This is a genomic window from Streptomyces inhibens, from assembly GCF_003389455.1.
Taxonomy (GTDB): Bacteria; Actinomycetota; Actinomycetes; order Streptomycetales; family Streptomycetaceae; genus Streptomyces; species Streptomyces inhibens.
The window spans coordinates 26,417-42,530 of the sequence record NZ_QUAC01000055.1 but is presented as its reverse complement, the minus strand read 5'-3'; the positions used below and the strand labels follow the sequence as shown (position 1 = coordinate 42,530).

Sequence of the window (16,114 nt, the reverse complement as noted above, 5' to 3'; positions counted from 1 at the left end):
TGTAGCGCGCTACACCAACGCCCGGGGAGCACGCCCGCCCGCGCCCTGCGACCCGGTCGCTTAGCCTGATGACCATGGGGGAGACAGTACGGCGGGCGGGGCGGGCCACGGTCCAGTTGCTGACGGCGGCCGGGCTGGCCCTGGTGTCGTATCTCTTCCTCGGCGTACTGCTGTTCACCGCCGTCGCGACGGTCATCTGGGTCGGCGCCGGCGTGCTGCCCGAGACGGTCCTGATGCTGCGTCGGATGGCCGGGTTCAAGCGGCGCCGGGTGGCGGCCTGGACGGGTGAGGCGGTCCCCGAGGCGTATCTGCCGCTCACCGGCGCGTTGTCCGAGCGGGTGCGTACGGCGACCGGGGACCCGGGTACGTACCGGGATCTGCGCTGGCTCGCCGTCCACTTCGGCTACGGCGTGCTCCTGGCGTACAGCTCGCTTCCCCTCTGGGTCATCGGCCTGCTCGTCGACGGCGTGTGGTGCGGGCTGCTGGGGCGGCGGGCCGTGGTGCTGCCGCTGATCACCCGCCTCGCCGACCTCGACGCCACCTGGTCGCGCGCGCTGCTGCTGCCGTCGCCGGAGCACCGGCACACCGCGCAGCTCGCCGAGCGCGTCGAGGAGCTCACCGTCACCCGGGCCGGCGCGGTCGCCGCGCACGGTGCCGAACTGCGCCGTATCGAACGGGATCTGCACGACGGTACCCAGGCCCGCCTGGTGGCGCTGTCGATGCGGGTGGGGCTGGCCAGGCGCGCGTACGACAAGGATCCCGAGGCGGCGCGCAAGCTCCTCGACGACGCGCAGGACCAGGTCGAGGAGGCCCTCACCGAGCTGCGGCATGTCGTCCGCGGCATCCATCCGCCGATCCTCACCGACCGGGGTCTGGTGGGGGCGGTGCGGGCGCTCGCGGCGAGCAGCGGGCTCGATGTGGCGGTGCGCGCGGACGGGGTGGAGGAGGGCCCGCGGGCGCCGGCGGCGGTCGAGGCGGCCGCGTACTTCGTCGTCGCGGAGGCGCTGACCAACGCCGCGAAGCACAGCGGAGCCGACCGGGCCGCCGTCGAACTCGTCCGTAGGGCAGGCCTGTTGACGGTCTCGGTACGCGACGAGGGACGGGGCGGCGCCGAGACCGCCTCCCCGGCGGGCGCCTTTGGCGGAGCGTCGGGCGGCAGCGGGCTGCTCGGCATCCGGCGCCGGGTCGCGGCGCTCGACGGGACCGTACAAGTGACCAGCCCCGTCGGGGGGCCGACCGTGATCGGAGTGGAGCTGCCGTGCGCGTGGTGATCGCTGAGGACAACGCCTTGCTGAGGGAGGGGATCGTCCTGCTGCTGACCTCCGCCGGACACGAGGTGGTGGCGGTCGCGGCCAGTGGGCCCGAGGTGCTGCCCGCGCTCCTCGCCCACCGGCCGGACGTGGCCGTACTGGATGTGCGGATGCCGCCCGGGTTCCGCGACGAAGGGCTGCGGGCGGCGCTCGCGGCCCGGCGGGAGATCCCCGGCCTGCCGGTTCTGGTGCTGTCGCAGTACGTGGAGGAGACCTACGCCGCCGAGCTGCTGGGCGGCGGCGCGAGCGGGGTCGGCTATCTGCTGAAGGACCGGGTGGGGCGGGTCGACGAGTTCCTGGACGCGCTGGAACGGGTCGCGGCGGGCGGTACGGCGCTGGACCCGGAGGTGGTCACGGAGCTGATGACCCGGCGCCGCGACAATCCGCTCGACGCCCTGACGCCGCGCGAGCGCGAGGTGCTGCAACTGATGGCGGAGGGCCGGGACAACACCACGATCGCAAAGCTGCTGGTGGTGTCGGACCGGGCGGTCAGCAAGCACATCGGGAATGTCTTCGCGAAGCTCGGGCTGCCGCCGAGCGACAGCGGGCATCGGCGGGTGCTGGCGGTGTTGGCGTATTTGAACGGGGGGTCCTGAACGTCGTCTTGGACGGGGGCCGCCGCTATCCGGGCTGGTACCGGCACATCACCCTGGCCATGCTCGCCCACGCCTTCCTCGCTGCCATGGCATCAGCGGCAGCCGAAAAGGGGGCGGCAGAAACGGTTCCGGCACTCTTGCACCGCTCACCGTGGCAGAAATCCGGCGCCTCATGGCAGTTGGCCGTCCATCGCTGACGCACTTTCAGCGCGCCGGCCACGCGCTGAGCTGGTCCCGCTGGCGCCGCCGTCACCAAGCCATCGCCAGACGCTGCCACTACCGCCGCCGCACGCGAGGTCACGAACTCCCGCAACCTGACGGAACGCCAGCCGAGTACACTCAGGAACACGGCTCTGACCAGCAGTGATAGCAAACTGCGACTGGAGTACTAGGCCTCAGGGTCGACAGAAGTGCGTTTGTAGTGACATGGGTAGGGATAGGGGTCCCCCCCGCCCGCGTAGACAGTCCCATCCATCTGCAGCTCTCCATGCTCCAAAAAGAATTGCAGAATCTGGATGTCGTTGTGATTCTTGAACCTAAGTACCAGATAGGGCGACAGGCCAGGGTCTTTGTTGACCCCATGCCATTTCCCGTCGGATGAACGGCGTGTCACCTGCGCGTCCGGCACGGGGCCGTCCCACTCGACTGGAAAGTCTTTGCTGGAAAAAGTGTAATCGTCACGTAGCCGAACCATCGGCGATCCGCATTTCTGCTCCCCGTCCCATCGGCCGACCAATTCGGAATGAGTTACGGCCTCTGGAGTGACGACGGGCTTGCCTGCCCCGCAAGAGGACGGGGCGAGTGCCGTCACGGTGGCAGCTGCAAGGCTTGCACTGATGCGAAATATGTCGGATTTCACGCTATCTGCTTCCGGCCGTATTTTGGATGGCGCCCAGTATGCCGGTCGATGATCCGAAAGAGACGGCCTAGGCGCGTCTTCCTGACTGGCCCCCGATGGGGCGGTTGCCTGGCAGCCGTGGGGGCGACCGAGTAGTGAGCGAGACCCGCCCGGCCTCCCTTCTAGGGCGGTCGGACGGGGCTCGGGGTGGACCAACGGCAGCGCCAAGGCGCTTCGCTGTCGGTGGCTCTTAGGCGCTGAGACCAAGTGCGGGCGCGAAGTAGGCACCCGTCAGGAAAGCGCCGGCGAAGGTTCCGGGGCCGTGTCGAGCGTCAAGCCATGCGCTCAACCCTCGTACGTCTCCGCTGATTACTGCGTTCAAGAGGAGATCGTGCAAGTCCTCTTCTTCCCCCGGTGCGAACTCCGCGAGGAACGCCGCGTACCGGTGGTTCACCCCTGCTTCGTAGCGGCGGAGCGCTCCCACGTAGTGGGCAGCTTCACCGGTGCGCTCCTCGCCCAGGTCTGCCGTCACGTCCTCTTTCGAGAGCGTCCCCGTGGTGTCCCGGAAAGCTAGCCGCCCCAGCACGTGGTCAGGTTCGCGCATTCCGGCGCGGGCTGCCGTCTCACGGGTGATGCGGCGGGCTTCCCTGTCGCACGCGCCCTCCATCACCACCCCGAGATTCCGCGTGTGCGGAGTTCCTTGCGGGTCGGCAGCGGAGTATGACTGACCCGTGGTGCGACGGAAGTTGATCCCGTACTGAGTCCGGGTCGGCTTGCCCCCCACATCCACGTACCGCCGCCGCGAGCCGTAGTGCAGGCAGTCATGGGCGTACGCCCGAAGCAAGTCGAGTAGCGCCAGCTCCGGGCGCTGCGGGCTGGCGTGCTGGCGTGCTGGCGTGCTGGCGTGCTGCATGGGGCCGTACATGGTGACGACCGACAGCATTTGCAGGTGGCGGTATCCCTGGTCGGGGTGGTGAAACCCGCCGAAGGCACCCGCCCGAGCCGACTCCGCCCCCACCAGCACCCTGTCGAGCGGCATCATTTGAGAGAGCCCGAGTTCGGCGTATCGGCACCGAGCCGCGTAGAGACCGCTATGGAACACGGCCGTATCGACCCCCGAAGCCTGCCACTGCGTCAGGCGGTCGGGGGCCGAACGGAACGTGTGGTCCGGGTGTCTCGCAGTCAGTTCGGACGAGTCGGCGCGCAAGGCAGCGAGGGTCACCGCGACCTGTGCCCCGACTACGCTTTCATTGGGCGCCAACGGGGTCAGGACGGGGTGTTGCCCCCGATGAGCTGCCGATGGGAGTCCTGCATCCCCGTCGGCAGTGAGTCCAAGCTGAACCACCGTGCCTCCAAGATCTCGAACTTGTCGATCTTCAGGGTTCCTCCGACGTGAAGTGCCTCGTAGGCCACTTCAACTCGAAGCTTGTAGCCGCTCGTCACGTTCACCAGGCGACCGGGCTTGATGTCCAAGCCGGTCTCTTCCTTCACCTCCCGGACGATGGTCAGCGGGAACTCTTCGCCCTTGATGGCGTAGCCGGTGGGGAGACCCCAAGGCCGCTCCGGGGGCCACATTCGGTGCTTGAGCAGGAGGACTTGCCCCGCGTCGTTCCTGACGACTCCTGTAACGCCCACCATGAATTTGGCGTGCGCGAACCACAGCACCCGCCATTGCAGGGGGCCACGGATGAGACGCCACAGGCGGGCAACGAGTCGTTTCATGGGTTTGCCTTTCGCTGAGCTGTCGGGCGCTTCGGCGATGTGCTCACGGTGATTGACACAACTCTGTCAGCCGCTACCGGTCACGTCCTCTGCGAGCGGACAGCACCCGCGTGGGCGCACCGCCCTGGACCCGCCCGGCCAACACCGTGGTGACGTGGCAGCCGGACGGGGCCTCAACGGGTCGGGCAGACACGGTCTTTACGCGTCGTGCTCGTGTGCGTTGGCTTGGGTCTCGTCCCGCCGTCCCTGCTGACGAATGTCGGCGGGGACCTCATGCAACAGCGCCTTACGCTGTGCAGCCTCTTGGTTATCGACCCTCATGCGGGTCGCCTCGCTCCTCACGGCTGCCACGGTCGGGGACGACTTCTTACGTGTCACTGCTACCTGTGTCTTTCGGTTGTCGTGACCGTCCGGCGGGGCCGGTGCTGGCCTTCCCCGCCCCGCCGGAACGGCGTGTGTTGAGCTGACCGGCTGCTGCCTTACGCGGCGAGCAGTGCCCCGACCAGATCGACCGGCTCGGCGGTGTCGCCCTCGCCCTGGTCGGCGGTGTCAGCGTCCGTCTCGGACTGGTCGGTCTCGGTGGTCTCAGGCTCAGTGGTCACGGGCATTCCGCGCCTCCTTGTGTCTCGTCGACCCCGGCCCGGTTGGGCTCGGGCATTGCCCGTCCGTCCGTCACAGCCGAACGGGCGCCCGCCATCGGTTGAGCTACCGGCCGTAATGGGTACCGGCGCCTCGGGGAGTCCCCGCTGATGGCGGAAGTCATGGCTGTTAGGGGTGAGCGGGCAAGGGGCGCGCGCACCACGCAAGCGACACACGGAACTCGCTGTGAAGGATGTTGATCGACATGGCCCCTTCTGCAATGAGGTGGAGGGGGCTACCTCCCGCTGCCATCCGCCGCAGAATTTCGACCCGCCATTCCTCGGGGAACCGGGTGAAGCGACCGACCACCGCCGCGCTGGTCTCGCTGCTCCGGTCGTCGTAGGAGACAGGAGCGGGTGGGGACTCGTAGCGCTTCATCGCGTCGGTAGCGGTAGCGAGAGCTACAGAGAGCGGGGGCCGTTCTGCCCGGCGCTGGTCTCGTTCCCAGTCGGCCGGCTCTCGCGGTGGCTCCATCCGACGCAGGATCTCGGTCATCCATCCGGGGGAAAGAGCCGTGAACTGACGCTGGAGGGCGACCGCTTCTGTCCCGTCAGCGGATCGGCCGGGTTTGGCCTCTGGCCACCGTCGTCGAGACCAGGGGTGCTCGCACTCCTCGGCGAAGTGGGCTACTTCGGAGATCAGCCGGGCAAGCCGCAGCGGGTCCGGTGCGGGGGCAGTGGCGACGTTGTGGCCGTCCGCGAGTGCCCAATACATGGCGGCGTGGTCGTGCTCGGGCAACTTGTCCCAGAGCCCGCGCGCCTTCAGCTCGTCCCAGACGAGGGGGGCCAAGGTTCCGGCGACCTGACGTACGTCCGTCCACTGGTGGCGCGGACCCATTGCGAGAACGTCCAACGCACTGCGCAGCTCGTCCAGCTTCGCTCCGGGGGCGCGCTCCGTCTCTGTCGATTCCGTCATGACCTTTCCAGGGGTAGAAGTGTGCAGGGCTGACATCCCCCTCCCGAGCGGGCGGACAGCAGGGGAGGAGGAAGACTGGTCAGCGGGTGAACGGCACGAGCAACAGCCACCCGACGAGCGCATACGCGGCGAGCGTGGCAACGGACACAAGTACCGTTCGGGCGCACTTAACACGGCGCGATCGTGTGGGTTGCCGATACACGGGCAGCGTCGCGGCGGTCCCCGAATCCGCGGGAGCGGGCAGAGGCCAGACGGTCAGCGTGTAGCGGTCTGTCCTGTCGGACACCACCAGCGTGGCCGGCGAGCCGTTGTTGAGCTGTTCGCGTGCTGTGTTTTGCTCGCGAGCGTCCTCGCACCAGGCTCGTAACTGCGCGGAGCAGGTTGCTGCGGGAACCTGGAAGTAGTGTCCGGCCTGTTGCTGCCACACCGCGCGGCGCTCGGGATCGAGCTTGTCCGCAATGTGCTGTGCCTGCCCACGCAACCACCGGAGTGCGAGTTTCGGCGAGATCGTTTGGGAGGTTGCAAGAACGTCCAGGACGGTCACACCCTCGCCGTAGACCCGTTCCTCCTTGAAGACTTCGCACCTGTAGCCCCGCAGTGGCCCCCTTGAACCGTTCACTGCTCACCCCGTTCGGCTCGGAGCCGTGCCAGGGCTGCCGCGTATTGGGGGTCCGCCTCGAACCGATCCAGCGCGGCGAGCCGTGCCCGTTCCTTGCGGATGGTGCCGAGCCGGTTTCCGACCCGCCGGACCGCTATGCGAGTGCCACAGAGCGTCAACGTGCACAACTCGCGGAACCGGTCGCCTGTCCGCGCCGGGGGTACGCCCTTGGCGTCACCGAAGATCGCGGCGCGCAAGTTCGTACCGTTCTCGGTGTCGTAGAGAGCCAACGACACGGCCCGTAGCGCTGCGGTGCGCTGGTACGCCTTTCGGGTGCGGTAGCCCTTGATGATGTTCATGGGCGGGTGTTCCGGCATCGGGCGTTGTGTTCCGCCGCCAGGGCGCGCACGTGCTCGGAGGTGCCCGCCGGCTCAACCGCTTCCGGCTTCGCTTCCCACTCGACACCGCCACCAGCCGGCCGAAGCATCCAACGGCCACCGATGGCGCCACGGAACTCGCCTACCTTGTCGGTGGCCGTGTCATGGACGATCTGACCAATATCGGGCAGTGTCTTTGCTGTCGGTGCCTGCTGCCGCTCATCGTCGGCTGTGTTCGGGACCGTCTCACGCAGAGTCATCCGCCACCCCTTCCGGGTCTGAGTTGCTAGACAAGCCAACTGCGGGCCGGACAAGCGGAGTAGCTTCGACGGGGTGGCAAACCCTGGCACTTGAACTGTCGTCGGAAGGATGGACGCAGCAGTGAGAGAACCTAACCACCTGTTAGCTGACGCACTCGCGAGATCACTGATGAGTCAGGGCGAGCTAGCCCGACGCGTCCATGCCCGAGCGCTGGCCACTGGTCACAGGCACATCAACCCCGACGCGACCGCCGTACGTCGGTGGCTGAGCGGCCAGGAGGCAAGACAGCCGCTTCCGGCGCTCATCGCAGATGTGTTTTCGGGGCACTTTGGCAGGCGCATCACGACTTATGACCTCGGGCTAGGCGCGGAACCCGACCTTGACCGCCAGTTGACTTACAGCCCATCTTGGGCTTCGACGGTCGAGTCAGTGACCGAGCTTGGGAGAGCGGACATGGATCGCAGGAAGTTCCTTGCAGCGTCGCCGTTCGCTGCGGCGGCGGGGATCGGACCTTCGCGGGATTGGCTACTCAACACACTTGATCAAGCGCCACAGACCGGCCCTAGGGTGCGGCTGGAAGACGTGACGAGCGTGAGGAACATGTTCGCCGCGTTCCAGGACACCGACGTTATGCAGGGTGGAGGCTCGGGCCGCCTGCTCCTGACGGAGTACATGAATGAGCATGTGTACCCGTTGCTCCGCCGGACGTACTCCGAGGATGTGCGTCGGGCGCTGTGCGCGGCAGTCGCCGAACAGACGTACCTGCTTGGCTGGATGGCCTTCGACGATGGCGAACACGGCACGGCACAGCGGTACCTGATCCAAGCGCTCCGACTCGCGGAGGAATCGCACGACGCTGCTCTAGGTGCACATGTGCTCGCCGGCATGGCGGACCAGGCAACGCTAACGGGTAACCCGACTGAGGGACGGAGGCTCGCACAGTCAGGGCGTCACGGGCTTGCGCACGTTAACTCTCGGGCCTGCCTCGCCGATCTGTGGGCACTTGAGGCACGCGCCCACGCTGCGATGGGCGACAAGACTGCTACCGCCCGTGCGGTGCTCGAATCCGAGAAGACCTTCTCAACGGTTGATCACGCCACCGAACCCGTGTGGGCAAAGTTCATCGACGCGGCCTATCTGCACGGCGAGATGGCGAACGCGTTCAGGGACATTGACCAGGCGGATCACGCTGCCGAGCACGCGCGGCAGTCGATTACGCACGCCCGCGCCCAGAAGCGCGCACGCCGTGGGGCAATGTCGCAGGCGGCGCTTGCCGTGTCTCACCTGCAACGCCGTGACCTTGAAGCGGCGCACTCCGCTGGAGTCAGGACACTGGAACTCGCCCAACGGGTGAAGTCATCCCGAGCTGTCGAAGCCGTGGAAGACGTCCAGCGGCGCATGATCCCCTTCGGCAGTCACCAGCTCGTCGCCGACTTCAACGAGCGCGCCCGGGTACTCCTCGCCGCATAGCGTCCGGGCGTCGAGACCCCGCTACATCACTCGGCGGATTCCAGTGATCGTTGCAACACGTGGTCGGTTGATCAGGCCGCGAGCAGTTCAGACAGGCGCTCGGCTGGGGTTTCCCAGCCGAGCGTCTTGCGTGGACGGCTGTTGAGTTCGGGGGCGACGGTGTCCAGTTCCTTGCGGGTGTGGACGGACAGGTCGGTGCCCTTGGGGAAGTAGTGGCGGAGCAGACCGTTGTTCTCCGAGTCACCCAGCGGTCCCGCCGAACCCCTCCCGTCGAAGAAGCCCGGCCTGCCAAGGCTGCACCAATAGGTGTTCTCGTTCGAGCCGCGCTGCCAGGGGCTCGCCGGGTCGCAGAAGTAGACCGGGATGTCGGTGGCGACAGCGAAGTCGTGGTGGGTGGCCATCTCGGAGCCCTGGTCCCAGGTCAGGGACCGTTTCAGGTGCGGTGGCAGGGTCTGCACAGTGGTCTGGAGGGCGTCTCGGACGTCCTCAGCGCTGCGGCCGCTGGGCAGGTGAACGAGCATCACGTAACGGGTGCTGCGTTCGACCAGTGTGCCGAGGGCGGAGCCGCTGTCCTTGCCGACGATCAGGTCGCCCTCCCAGTGGCCGGGGACAGCCCGGTCGGCGGCCTCGGCCGGACGCTCGCTGATCATCACCATCGGGCGGGAGAACCGCTTCTGCCGCTGCTGGGCCTGGCGGTGGGGCTTGCGACGGGCGCATCCGGTGCGCAGAGCGCGGAACAGCTCACGGCGTAGTTCGCCGCGGCCTTGGAGGTAGAGGGCCTGGTAGACCGTCTCGTGGACCACGTGCATCTCCGGCCGGTCGGGAAAGCGGGTCCGCAGAGCCTGGCAGATCTGCTCCGGACTCCACCGCTTGTCCAGGTGGCCCTGGATGAAGTCCCGCAGCTGAGGGTTGTGGCCGATCTTGCTGGGCTTGGGCCGTGGCCGACGGGCATCGGCGCGGGCCTGGGCGGCGAACGGGCAGTAGTGCCGCTGTTTTCGGGTGCCGTCAGTGCGGTTGCGGCGGATCTCCCGGCTGATCGTCGAGGGACTGCGGCCCAGCTCGGCGGCTATCGACCGGATCGATGCCCTCTCCCGGAGCCGGTCGGCGATGTGTATGCGCTCGTGCTCGAACAGATTCCGGGACGGCTCGGCGGCGGGCACCTGCTCCTTGGGAACAGGCGCCCGCTTGGTGCCGGCGGGGCAGGACACCGCCCCGCCTACTGGCGGTCTGAACCGCTGCGGATCCCACCGGCCGTTACGCCACTCACGGCGCGTTCACGCCGACCAGCTCGGACGCTTCCTTGTTGCTGTAGCCCGCCTTCACGAGCCGGAAGTATTCCGCCCGCTCGACGTGGAGCTTCCTCGGCCCCTGAGCTGTCCGGCCCTTACGGATCTCGAAGTCCATCGCACCCCTTGAGCTGGGGCGTTGCAACGACCACTAGAAATCAAGAGGGCTGGGACGGGGTCTTGGACGTGGGCTTGAACGTGGTCTTGGACGTGGTCTTGGACGTGGTCTTGGACGTGGTTTTGGACGTGGTCCTGGACATGGGGCAACTGCTGTCTCCCCCCGGGGCGCCGGCCCGCCTCACCCCCGCTGCCGCGCCGGATACCGCCCCCGCAACGTCTCCCGCAGCGGCAGCAGCGCCCCCGCCCCCGTCGTCACGGCCACCACCACGACGATCAGCACGCCCTGGACCGCCGGCAGATACGGCAGCGTACGAGCCATCGCCAGGCTGAACGCCAGCAGCGGCACCGAGGCCACTCCGGCCCCCACGGCCAGCCCCGTCACCGCCGTGGCCGCCGCCTCCAGCCGCAGCATCCGGCGCAGCTGCCGGCGCCCCGCCCCCGCCAGGCGCAGCAGCCGCAGTTCGGGGCGCCGTCCGATCGCGATCAGCGACAGTGTGCTCAGCACGGCGATCACCGTGAAGGCCCCCACCGCCGAGACCGCCGCCGCCGAGACCACTTCGCCGAGCGCTTGGTCCTCCGCCGCGACCCGTACCGGCGCGGGCCCCCGCTCCACACGGGCCCCCGCCACCGCCGCCGCCAGCGCCTGCTCCACCACCCCGCGGTCCCCGTCCGAGGCGGTCCGCACCAGCACGCGTCGCCCCTCCCCCGGACCCGACACATGCCGCAGCAGCTCGTCGCGCGCGAAGAGGAAGTCGCCGAGCGCGAGCGACCGCTCGTAGGTCGCGACGACCCGCAGCCGCGCCTGCACCCCGTCCCCGAAGCGCAGCGTCACCGTGGACCCGGGCCGTACGTCGAGCGACCGCGCCCGGTCTTCGCCGACCGCGACCGTGCCGGGCCGCAGCGCGCGCATGGTCCCCTCGCGCACTCCCGGATCGAGCGTCTGCGTCAGCCGCTCCGGCGTGACGCCGAGCACCGGCAGCCGGTCGAGCTCGGGCGAACCGGCCGCCCGCCGCGCCAGCACCACCGTGCCGGGTACGACGTCCGTCGCCGCCCGCACCCCCACAACCCTCCGGATCCGCTCGACCGCACCGGCCGGCAGCCCGCCGTCCGCCCGCACCGCGAGATCGGCCCGGAGCGCCCGGCCGGCCTGCGCCGCCCCCTCGTGCGTCAGCGTGGCACCCGCCGAGAGCTGTACGCCGATGAAGGCGGTGACCAGCACGATGGGGGTGATGGCNGTCAGCGTGGCACCCGCCGAGAGCTGTACGCCGATGAAGGCGGTGACCAGCACGATGGGGGTGATGGCCGCACCCGAACGGCGGGCCGCCGCCGTGCTGTTGGCGGCGGCGAGCCATCCGCCGGGCCCGCCGAACCGCCGTAGTGGCGCCCCGAGCAACCGCATCGCACCCTCGGCGATCCACGGCCCGAGCAGCGCGCAGGCGATCACCATCGTCACCGCCGCCGCCCCGGTCGCGGCGGCCGCGGCCTCGCCGTGCAGCAAGGTGGCGGTCCCCGCCGAACTCACCCCCATGACCAGCAGCACCAACCCGGTGACCTGGCGCCCCTTGCCGGGCGCCGCCTCGCGCAGCGCCTCCGCCGGCCGCACGTTCGCCGTCCTGGCCACCGCGATCAATGCCGCGAGGCGCGCCGCCAGGACGGTGACTCCCGCGGTGACCAGCGGCGCGGGCCACAGCCAGGGCGGAAGGGGGAGTTCAAGGCCGGCGGGCAGTGCGCCACGGGCGTCCAGCAGCCCGCGCAGTGCGACGTACGCGGGGAACGCGCCCGCCGCCCCCACCAGCGCGGCAAAGGTCGCCACCCGCCCCACTTCCCTGCCCACCGCACCGCGCAGCTGCCCAGGTGTCGCCCCGACCGCCCGCAACAGCGCCAGTTCATGGGCGCGTTGCTGGAGCGCCTGCACCACCGTGGACGACACCACGAGCAGCGCGATCAGGACGACGGTGGAGGCCACCGAGCCGAGCAGCATCAGCAGGCCCGTGCGGGCGGGCCCGGCAGCCAGGAACTCGGGGCCACCGCGTCCGTCCCCGGCCAGTACGCGCAGCGCGGCCCGGTCACCGTCCGCGCGCCGCCCGACGCTCTCCAGACCGGCCGCGTCCAGCGCATGCCGTACCCGCGTGTGCAGCTCGTCGGTCCCGATGCCGCGTTCGGCGACGATCCCGATGGCGTCCAGGGAGCCCGGGTGCCCGGCCAGGCGGCGGGCTTCGCTCCCCGTGAAGTAGACGGTGTCAGGCGGGCCACCCGCGACCCCGACGACGGAGTACACGGAGTTCCCGGAGTTCCCGGAGTTCCCGGAGTTCCCGGAGTTCCCGGAGTACGTCGCCCCGGCGCCGCCCGCGCGCAGCGCGATCCGTTCACCCACCCGGGCCCCGCCGCTCACCACGACCTCTCCGGCACGCTGCGGTGCGCGACCCTCCCGTACGGCACCGTGCGCCAGCCGGGCGGCGCCCCAGGGCCGCCCGGTGGCCGCCTTCCCCCCGCCGAGCCCCACCGGGAACACCTCGTCGGCGATGGCCGCCCGCACCCCGGGCACCTTCCGCGCCACCGCGAGGGCCGCCTCCGGAACCCGCACCCGCTCGGTGAGCCCGGCCTCTGCGGTCTTCGGCTCGCTGCCCCACGGCTTGGCGGTGAAGCGGGTGTTCTGGTCCCCGGCCACGACGAGATCGGCAGCCGCGTACCGCTCCACGCGCGGATGCCCGAGCGCGGCCGAGGCGAGCGTGAGCCCGAACGTGCCGAGCAGCAGGGAGGTGAGGACGAGGGCGGCGAAGACGGCGACCCATGCCCGGCGATGTGTCCGCGCGGCGCGGGAGGCGAGGAGCCTGGTCACGCTCATACGGCGCACCCCTCACGCCCGTAGCGCTGCTCACGCCCCAAGTCCCGTATGATCTCGTGCACTTGGGCGGTCTCCGGTCTCTCCAGACGGTCGACGACCCGCCCCCGTAGGAGAAACAGCGCCGCATCCGCCCAGGCGGCGGCGACCGGATCGTGGGTGACCATGACGACGGTGTGGCCGTCGCGGTCGACGGCCTGTCGCAGCAGGGCGAGCACGTCCTGCGCGGTGGCCGGATCGAGCGACCCCGTGGGCTCATCGGCGAAGACGATGTCGGGCCCGGTGACCAGCGCCCGGGCGATCGCCACCCGCTGGCGCTGCCCGCCGGACAGCTCCGACGGCGCGGCCTCGCCCCGCTCCCCCAGCCCGACGGCCGCCAGCCCCCGCCGGGCCCGCTCGTCCGCGTCATCGCCCCCGAGCAGCAACGGCAGGGCGACGTTCTCCACGACGCTCAGCGACGGCACGAGATTGTGGGCCTGGAACACGAACCCGACGCGCTCCCGCCGCAGCCGGGTGAGCGCGGCCTCCTTGAGCGAGGACAGCTCCGTACCGCCGATGCGCACCGTCCCCACCGTCGGCCGGTCGAGCCCGGCGGCACACTGCATCAGCGTCGACTTCCCGGACCCGGACGGCCCCATGACGGCGAGAAACCGCCCGCGCGGCACCGCGAGATCGACGGGATGCAGCGCGACCACTCCTCGCCGGTACTCCCGCCCGACCCCGGCCAAAGTGAGCGCATCGGGTGCGCGTTCCAGGTCCAGGTCCCCCCGCTTCACGCCGGCTGCCGCGGAACCGCACCGCCGCCCGAACATACGCACGCCCTCTCAGTGGTCGGACAGATCGCCAAGCCACCGAGAACGCTAGAAACGAATGCGGGCGCCGGGGAGAGAGCACGGTCCCGTCCTGGTGGTGTAGCGGCCTCCACCAGGACGCGGGGGCCACCGGGCCGTTACGACCGGGCGGCGCTGATGCAGAAGGGCTGACCGGACGGGTCCAGCAGCACCGTCCAGTGCGCACCGCCGGGCTGATGTTCCGGCTTGGTGGCGCCGAGTGAGATCAGCCGCCGCTCGGCCGCCGCGACATCGTCGAAGGCCAGATCCAGATGGAAGACGAGCTCATCCGCCGGCCAGTTGGGAGCCTTGAACTGCTCGGCGGTGTAGAAGACATAGCTCGTCGTGCCATCGCTGATCATTGCCGCGGTGTCACCGTAGGTCTGGGTGACCCGCCACCCCAGCGCGGCCGCGTAGAAGTCGGCGAGCGCCTTGCCGCTGTGGCCCCAGAAGGCGGCGCACTTCACCCGGGCCGCCTGGGTCGCCCGGGTCGCCTTGTCGAACTCTTCGGTCATGCCGTTCCCACTCCTGTCTCCCGTCGAGGCGAGCGACGCTACGAGCCGAGTAGGACGGACGATGTCCTAGGCAGTGCGGCTCGGGTCGTCACGGCCGTCCGGGGCCCGCTGCGGGGGCCGATCTCGGGGTGCAGGCCGGCGTGTTGGGCGATGCGGCCCACTGATCCAGGCGGCTCATTAGGCTCGGCCGGTATGAAGAATGACGCGCGCCCAGGTCCGCCGAGCGGCACACCCCAGCAGCGGACCGAACAGTGGGTCGCTTCCGTACCCCAGCGGCTGGATCGCCTTGGGAAGACCCATCTCCCCACCGGTTTTCCGTTCAACCTTGCCCCGGATTCGCTGGAACCTCTGGAGGTCTTCCTGCTCGGCAGGTTCCGGGAGAAATCGGTGCCGGATGCCTCGGGGATCGCCCTGGACGCCTGCGCCTACGTCGGGGAGATCATTCTCGACACGATCGGCGGCGAGTGGGCGTGGGCCCGTACGAAAATGTACGGGCCGCAGCCGGTCATCGGGCTCGACCCCGCCTTCGCGGAGGACCGCGTAGCGGCCCTGGCGAGGACCTACCCCCACGTGGTGGTGAAAGGCCACGTAGTGCCCATGGCGATGATCGACCACGCCTGCCGGGCGGGCAGTTGGGGAACGGACCTGATCGAGTCGCACCGCCATCTTCTCGGCATGGCCGAGCGCCACGCCGAGAAACACCCCGGTTGGCGGCCGACGCGGCGCCCCACACCCGGCGTGGACGCGTTGTGTGACCTCTCCCCCGGCTACGAGATATCTGCCGTGAACGAGACCGGCTCAGACATGTACGCCTTGCACGACTGGCTCGAAGAGCTGGAGACGATCTCCGACGCGATGGAATGGCCCCATCCTGAACGGGACTTCACCCCCGGCTCGCTTGCCGGTGTGGAAGCCGAACTGCTGGAGGACCACCACCGCGACACCCCGGCCTCGGACGACGACAGCTTCCACGCGTACCCGGCCTACCTCGGCGAGGTCCTGCTGCGGCTGGTGGGCGGCCGGTGGGGCTGGCACGCGGACCCCGCGCTGCGTTCCGACGGCACCGCGGTGATCATCCCCGACCCGGCCCTGGGGCTCGATGCCATCGCCCCGCGGCTGGTGGCCCATCACGCGATCCGGGCGCGCACCGGGCGGGAGTTCACGGCCCTCTACGACAGGATCCGGGAGGCGGTCCAGGCGTATCGGGCGGAGCATCCGGGGTGGGAGCCCGTACGGGGAGAGATACCGCAGAGGCCGGACTGGGGGGACAATCCGCGGCTGAACACCTGGCTGGCCGAGCGGGAGGCGGCCTTCCCCGCGTGGGCCGAAGAGGCCGGCGGGGAAGAGATGTGGGACTTCTCCGCGGAGTCGCTGGACCGGCTCGAAGCACTGGTGCGGGAGATGTTCAGCACCTATAAGGACATGAGCGCCCGGGAGGACGAACCGTTCCTTGTCGGCGCGGCCTGGTACTACGGAGAGGTCCAGGTCAGGCTCTACGGAGCGGTATGGCAGTGCCGTCCGGAAGCCGAAGAGGACCTTCCCAACGATCCGTTCCTGGTCAAGGGCGAGGGCGAGGGCGCGGACGCGGACGCGGTTGAGGACGACGAGGACTACGAGGACTACGAGGACGACGAGGACGACGAGGACGACGACGGGGTTTCCGTCATCAGCTCTCCGCCCGACGAACTCCGCGTGCTGCTGCGGCGGGGAGAGAAGTACAGGCTTCGGGATGTCCTGAGCCGCTACAGCCACGGCTTGTCCCAGACGTATCCGCGCTTGTCATAGGGGGAGGGGA

Annotated in this window: 16 protein-coding genes and 2 pseudogenes; 5 read left to right on the top strand and 13 right to left on the bottom strand. The window is 69.5% G+C overall.

Annotated elements, in window-relative coordinates; translation table 11 throughout:
* The first annotated feature begins 74 nt into the window (after nt 1-74).
* From DY245_RS08150 to DY245_RS48185, 3 genes and pseudogenes are all read left to right on the top strand, one after another.
* On the top strand, nt 75-1,271 hold the full coding sequence (locus DY245_RS08150) for a sensor histidine kinase (protein ID WP_128505044.1): 1,197 nt from the start codon (nt 75-77) through the stop codon (nt 1,269-1,271).
* On the top strand, nt 1,259-1,906 hold the full coding sequence (locus tag DY245_RS08145) for a response regulator transcription factor (protein ID WP_128505042.1): 648 nt from the start codon (nt 1,259-1,261) through the stop codon (nt 1,904-1,906). The genes DY245_RS08150 and DY245_RS08145 overlap by 13 nt, the downstream gene beginning before the upstream one ends.
* A 20-nt stretch (nt 1,907-1,926) precedes the next feature.
* Nucleotides 1,927-2,103 (top strand): annotated as a pseudogene (locus DY245_RS48185) (IS701 family transposase); the annotation flags it as partial.
* Nucleotides 2,104-2,294: 191 nt separating this feature from the next.
* Here the strand turns inward: DY245_RS48185 and DY245_RS08135 are convergent.
* The 8 genes from DY245_RS08135 to DY245_RS08105 form a co-directional block, all read right to left on the bottom strand.
* Nucleotides 2,295-2,765, bottom strand: coding sequence for a hypothetical protein (locus DY245_RS08135; protein WP_128505040.1), 471 nt, complete (start codon nt 2,763-2,765; stop codon nt 2,295-2,297).
* A 229-nt stretch (nt 2,766-2,994) separates the two neighbouring features.
* Nucleotides 2,995-3,951: a hypothetical protein gene (locus DY245_RS08130; RefSeq protein ID WP_181923574.1), complete on the bottom strand. Its 957-nt coding sequence runs from the start codon at nt 3,949-3,951 to the stop codon at nt 2,995-2,997.
* Nucleotides 3,952-4,010: 59 nt separating this feature from the next.
* On the bottom strand, nt 4,011-4,466 hold the full coding sequence (locus DY245_RS08125) for an NUDIX domain-containing protein (RefSeq protein ID WP_128505036.1): 456 nt from the start codon (nt 4,464-4,466) through the stop codon (nt 4,011-4,013).
* A 479-nt stretch (nt 4,467-4,945) separates the two neighbouring features.
* Entirely contained in the window at nt 4,946-5,068 is a 123-nt protein-coding gene (locus DY245_RS47475) for a hypothetical protein (protein ID WP_280524954.1), read from the bottom strand.
* A 166-nt stretch (nt 5,069-5,234) separates the two neighbouring features.
* Nucleotides 5,235-6,020, bottom strand: coding sequence for a hypothetical protein (locus tag DY245_RS08120; RefSeq protein ID WP_128505034.1), 786 nt, complete (start codon nt 6,018-6,020; stop codon nt 5,235-5,237).
* A gap of 79 nt (nt 6,021-6,099) precedes the next feature.
* Nucleotides 6,100-6,564, bottom strand: coding sequence for a hypothetical protein (locus tag DY245_RS08115; protein ID WP_128505032.1), 465 nt, complete (start codon nt 6,562-6,564; stop codon nt 6,100-6,102).
* A 71-nt stretch (nt 6,565-6,635) separates the two neighbouring features.
* Entirely contained in the window at nt 6,636-6,977 is a 342-nt protein-coding gene (locus DY245_RS08110) for a hypothetical protein (protein ID WP_128505030.1), read from the bottom strand.
* Nucleotides 6,974-7,255, bottom strand: coding sequence for a hypothetical protein (locus DY245_RS08105; protein ID WP_244942907.1), 282 nt, complete (start codon nt 7,253-7,255; stop codon nt 6,974-6,976). Before DY245_RS08105 ends, DY245_RS08110 begins: the two co-directional genes overlap by 4 nt.
* A gap of 109 nt (nt 7,256-7,364) precedes the next feature.
* Here DY245_RS08105 and DY245_RS08100 point away from each other — a divergent pair, with 109 nt between their 5' ends.
* Complete coding sequence (locus DY245_RS08100) at nt 7,365-8,726, top strand: NsdA family TPR-like regulatory protein (protein WP_181923573.1); 1,362 nt, start codon at nt 7,365-7,367, stop codon at nt 8,724-8,726.
* 71 nt (nt 8,727-8,797) lie between these two features.
* On the opposite strand, the pseudogene DY245_RS08095 reads toward DY245_RS08100, so the two are convergent.
* The 5 genes and pseudogenes from DY245_RS08095 to DY245_RS08080 form a co-directional block, all read right to left on the bottom strand.
* Nucleotides 8,798-10,130 (bottom strand): annotated as a pseudogene (locus DY245_RS08095) (IS30 family transposase).
* Nucleotides 10,131-10,310: 180 nt separating this feature from the next.
* Nucleotides 10,311-11,042 (bottom strand): FtsX-like permease family protein, encoded by a 732-nt coding sequence (locus tag DY245_RS47815; protein ID WP_342354174.1) that lies wholly within the window; start codon nt 11,040-11,042, stop codon nt 10,311-10,313.
* A gap of 325 nt (nt 11,043-11,367) precedes the next feature.
* Nucleotides 11,368-12,113: FtsX-like permease family protein (locus tag DY245_RS47810; protein WP_342354173.1), on the bottom strand; the 746-nt coding region annotated here is incomplete at its 3' end.
* Nucleotides 12,114-12,973: 860 nt separating this feature from the next.
* Nucleotides 12,974-13,750 (bottom strand): ABC transporter ATP-binding protein, encoded by a 777-nt coding sequence (locus DY245_RS08085; RefSeq protein ID WP_244942905.1) that lies wholly within the window; start codon nt 13,748-13,750, stop codon nt 12,974-12,976.
* 173 nt (nt 13,751-13,923) lie between these two features.
* On the bottom strand, nt 13,924-14,319 hold the full coding sequence (locus tag DY245_RS08080) for a VOC family protein (protein WP_181923572.1): 396 nt from the start codon (nt 14,317-14,319) through the stop codon (nt 13,924-13,926).
* 192 nt (nt 14,320-14,511) lie between these two features.
* Between DY245_RS08080 and DY245_RS08075 the strand changes: the two genes are divergently transcribed.
* Complete coding sequence (locus DY245_RS08075; protein WP_128505024.1) at nt 14,512-16,104, top strand: hypothetical protein; 1,593 nt, start codon at nt 14,512-14,514, stop codon at nt 16,102-16,104.
* The last annotated feature ends 10 nt before the right edge of the window (nt 16,105-16,114 follow it).

Bases quoted from the DNA above. Each gene is read 5' to 3' on its own strand.
- DY245_RS08150 (WP_128505044.1), top strand. From the start codon at position 75: ATGGGGGAGACAGTACGGCGGGCGGGGCGGGCCACGGTCCAGTTGCTG.
- DY245_RS08125 (WP_128505036.1), bottom strand. From the start codon at position 4,466: ATGAAACGACTCGTTGCCCGCCTGTGGCGTCTCATCCGTGGCCCCCTG.
- DY245_RS08120 (WP_128505034.1), bottom strand. From the start codon at position 6,020: ATGACGGAATCGACAGAGACGGAGCGCGCCCCCGGAGCGAAGCTGGAC.
- DY245_RS08110 (WP_128505030.1), bottom strand. From the start codon at position 6,977: ATGAACATCATCAAGGGCTACCGCACCCGAAAGGCGTACCAGCGCACC.
- DY245_RS08105 (WP_244942907.1), bottom strand. From the start codon at position 7,255: ATGACTCTGCGTGAGACGGTCCCGAACACAGCCGACGATGAGCGGCAG.
- DY245_RS08100 (WP_181923573.1), top strand. From the start codon at position 7,365: ATGGACGCAGCAGTGAGAGAACCTAACCACCTGTTAGCTGACGCACTC.
- DY245_RS47815 (WP_342354174.1), bottom strand. From the start codon at position 11,042: ATGCGCGCGCTGCGGCCCGGCACGGTCGCGGTCGGCGAAGACCGGGCG.
- DY245_RS08080 (WP_181923572.1), bottom strand. From the start codon at position 14,319: ATGACCGAAGAGTTCGACAAGGCGACCCGGGCGACCCAGGCGGCCCGG.
- DY245_RS08075 (WP_128505024.1), top strand. From the start codon at position 14,512: ATGAAGAATGACGCGCGCCCAGGTCCGCCGAGCGGCACACCCCAGCAG.